Origin of the sequence: Clostridium sp. ZBS15, assembly GCF_023845705.1 — a bacterium.
In the GTDB taxonomy this organism is placed as follows: Bacteria; Bacillota; Clostridia; order Clostridiales; family Clostridiaceae; genus Clostridium; species Clostridium aquiflavi.
Map to the genome: position 1 here is coordinate 1,693 of NZ_JAMQHY010000089.1, position 4,070 is coordinate 5,762.

At 30.0% G+C, this 4,070-nt stretch carries 2 protein-coding genes and 1 other annotated feature; of the genes, one reads left to right on the forward strand and one right to left on the reverse strand.

All coding sequences use genetic code 11. The features are described 5' to 3' along the window. Positions 1-313: 313 nt before the first annotated feature. A complete protein-coding gene (gene asnB, locus NG904_RS16455; protein WP_252232776.1) occupies positions 314-1,903 on the reverse strand; it encodes an asparagine synthase B in 1,590 nt (529 codons plus the stop codon). A 96-nt stretch (positions 1,904-1,999) separates the two neighbouring features. Next, positions 2,000-2,259: a binding site (T-box leader), on the reverse strand. 481 nt (positions 2,260-2,740) lie between these two features. Here asnB and NG904_RS16460 point away from each other — a divergent pair. Next, positions 2,741-4,006, forward strand: a complete 1,266-nt coding sequence (locus NG904_RS16460; RefSeq protein ID WP_252232778.1) for a cation:dicarboxylate symporter family transporter — start codon at positions 2,741-2,743, stop codon at positions 4,004-4,006. Positions 4,007-4,070: the final 64 nt, after the last annotated feature.

Here is a 4,070-nt window from a genome sequence, read left to right on the forward strand (position 1 = left end):
GGGATTGTTTGAATTTAAAACATTTTCTCATATAAAAGTTCAAGCTTAAAAAATTTATGTTTGAAAAAAGTACATTTTAATGAAAATGTTTATTATTTTGAAGTTAGAGAAGAGAACAGATTTTAGCAACTGATTTTTAAGCTTAAAATTAGAACATGTGAAATAGTCATGATTTTTTATTGATGTTATTTCTTGGGAAATAACAAAGTATATAAGCAACTTCATCACATATGATGAAGTTGCTTTAAATAATCTTTAAATAATAATGAAGCTAAAAAATAACCATATAAAATAAATTAAATTTATTTTTTAATTATAGTCCGCTATCACCATAATTTGATAATACTCGGGCACTAGGATCGTCTACAGCACAGCCTTCCCACTCTTTGTTTGGCATCCAAAAATCAACTATCATTTTTGCTTGGCCTGGATAGTATTTTTCAAAAATTTCTCTATATAGCAATGATTCTTTTGTAAATGGTTGAGCATGGTAGTTATACTTTTCACTTATTTTATCAAAATCTTCACCACTATAGACTGTTTCTGCATACTCCTTTAAATAATCTACCATAGAATGTCCTACAGCATCACTAAAGGCTGCTTTTTCACGATATAAAATATTATGTGGAAGATAATCACCTTCAAAAGAATGCCTTAAAAGGTATTTCCCCATATTGTATTTGTTTAATTTCTTTTCAGGGTCAATAGACATAACATATTTTACAAAATCTAAATCACCAAATGGCACTCTTGCTTCTAAAGAATTAGATGCGATACAACGGTCCGCTCTAAGTACATCATACATAAAGAGTTCTTTAATTCTCTTTTGTGATTCTTTTTGGAATTCTTCTGCATTTGGAGCAAAATCAGTATATTTATATCCAAATAATTCATCAGAAATTTCACCAGTTAGAAGTACTCTCACATCAGAAATCTCATGTATCTTTTTACAAATTAAATACATACCAATACTAGCTCTTATTGTTGTAATATCAAATGTTCCAAGAAGTTTAATAACCTCTTCTAGTGAGTCAAGAACTTCTTCTTTGGTCATGTAAATAACAGTATGATCACTATGAATGTAATCTGCAACTTCTTTTGCATATTTTAAGTCAATGGCATCTTCTGTCATACCTATAGCAAAAGTTTTTATTGGTTTATCAGGATACATTTTTTGAGCAATTGAACATACTAATGAGCTGTCTAAGCCACCACTTAATAAGAATCCTACTGAAGCATCAGCATCCATACGTTTTTCTATAGCAGTTACTAATTTGTCATGAATGTTACTACAAATAACGTCTAAGTCATCTTTGCAGTAATCACCCTTTACTGATGCGATATCACAGTAGCATGTAAATTTACCATCAGCATAATAATGTCCTGGTGGAAATGACATAATATTTTCTGTAAGACCAACTAAATTTTTAGCTTCACTGGCAAACATGATTTTACCACATTCAGAATAGCCATAGAATAGAGGACGAATTCCAATTGGATCTCTTGCTGCAATGAAAGTATCCTTTTCTCCATCATAGATAACGGCTGCGAATTCTGCATCTAATTTTGAGAACATATCTAGCCCGTACTCTAAGTACATTGGAAGTAATATTTCGCAATCACTGTCAGAAATAAATTTATGCCCTTTTGCCATTAGTTCCTCTTTTAATTTACGGAATCCATAAATTTCACCATTACAGATAGATGCATCTTTTTTTCTTGTGAATGGTTGCATTCCACCAAAACTTAAATCCATAATAGCAAGTCTTTGAAAACCTAAAATACCAGATGGTAAAGTTAGAATTTCAGTCATATCTGGTCCTCTAGACTCAGTTCTTTGTAATGCCTCAGCAAATTTTTCATGTTTCATGTCTGTTCCTGTATAACACATAATTGTACACATATTAATATTCCTCCTCAGTTAAATAAAAAATGTAATTGTTCAAATATTTATCTCTATTAAACTTTTTTGTAATAAAAAAAGCCCTTCATCCTATAAACATAGGACGAAAGACTTAAACTTCCGTGGTACCACCTAAATTAGCTTAAAAAAAGCTCACTTTAATCAGTACGGAATTAACTAAATAAATTCGATACTGTCCAAGCTATAACGGTTTGGCTCCGTCCAAGACTACTCTTAATAAATTTCGTTTGGAAGCTCCGGGATGTTCTTCATTATTAGTTTCGTATCAGTCTCTCACCATTACTGATTCGCTTTGACTACCTCATAATAACTACTCTTCCCATCAAGGCTTTTATATTCATTGTTTGAAATGTAAATTTAAATTTATTTCATTTTACTTGGAATTTTATAATCAGTCAAGAGATTTATAAAATATTTTTTAAATAAAATTAAGTTTCTAAGATATTGGACAAGTATAAATCCTTATTGAAATTTAAAAATAGTGGGTTTCAATGATCATGTTTTGCTAAATAAATAGTGGATTTCCCAAACAACAACTTTTTGTTAATATGTCAAGAAGACTTTGTTTTATTATCTGGAATTTTACTTTTTATATAAATTGCATTTAAAGTATATATATCAAGTTTTAAAGAGAATTAAAAAAAAATATGCAATTATAATGGTTGTACATTTGGAATTTTAAAACATAGGGATAAATATTTTTATTTATGTTATACTATATGCTGTGAATTGGAATTTTATATGGAATTTTGTTGAATATATTCCAGTATAAGAAATCTAATGATAAAAATTATAGACAATTGAGAGGGACTTTAAATGAAAAAATTAGGACTAGCAATTCAAATTCTTATTGGACTTACACTAGGTATTATAATAGGAGCAGTTTTCTATGGTAATCCAGTTATCGAGTCATATCTACAACCGTTTGGGGATATTTTTATCCGATTAATCAAAATGATAGTTGTTCCTATTGTATTTTCATCACTTGTTGTTGGTGTTGCCGGTGTAGGTGATATTAAGCAAGTAGGTAAAATTGGTGGAAAAACAATACTTTATTTTGAAGTAGTAACTACAGGTGCTATTATATTAGGTTTATTAGTAGCAAATTTAGTTCATCCAGGAACTGGTGTAAATATTCAGGAGCTTTCAGCAGTTAGTATTGATAAGTATATGAGTACCGTAGAAGCAGCATCTAATCATGGTTTTATGGACACATTTATAAATATTGTTCCAACTAATATTTTTGAATCATTTGCTAAAGGTGATTTACTTGCTGTTATATTCTTTTCAGTTATGTTTGGTTTAGGTGTTGCTGCAATTGGTGATAAAGGGAAACCAGTTCTTGCTGTTTGTCAAGGTGTGGCTGATGCAATGTTTTGGGTAACGAATCAAATTATGAAACTTGCTCCGTTAGGGGTATTTGGTTTAATAGGTGTAACAGTTTCTAAATTTGGACTAGCTTCCTTAATTCCATTAGGAAAATTAGTTATTACTGTTTATGGTGCTATGATTTTCTTTGTACTTGTAGTGCTTGGTTTTGTGGGAAAAATATTTGGAATAAGTATTATGGCACTTATAAAAATTTTAAAAGATGAAATTATTCTTGCGTATACTACAGCAAGCTCTGAAGCAGTTTTACCAAAACTTATGGAAAAAATGGAGAAGTTCGGATGTCCAAAGTCAATTACATCATTTGTTATTCCAACAGGATACTCATTTAACTTAGATGGATCTACATTATATCAAGCTATTGGAGCACTTTTTATTGCACAAATATATGGAATTCATTTACCACTTGCTACTCAAATTAATTTAGTATTTGTATTAATGATTACTTCAAAAGGTATGGCAGGAGTGCCTGGTGCATCTTTTGTTGTTTTATTAGCTACTGTAGGTTCTGTAGGTATTCCTGTAGAGGGAGTAGCTTTTATTGCTGGAATCGATCGTATTGTTGATATGGCAAGAACTACTGTTAATGTAATTGGAAACTCATTGGCTGTTGTTGTTATATCTAAATGGGAAGGAAAATATAATGATGAAGAAGGAAAAAAATATTTTGAATCCATTAAAAATGCAGCATAATTAAATGAAATTAATAAATTAAACTGGATTGATACGTATAATTAAGAAAATATTGAATACAAGT

Coding starts and splice junctions, on each gene's coding strand:
- asnB (WP_252232776.1), bottom strand. CDS start 1,903: ATGTGTACAATTATGTGTTATACAGGAACAGACATGAAACATGAAAAA.
- NG904_RS16460 (WP_252232778.1), top strand. CDS start 2,741: ATGAAAAAATTAGGACTAGCAATTCAAATTCTTATTGGACTTACACTA.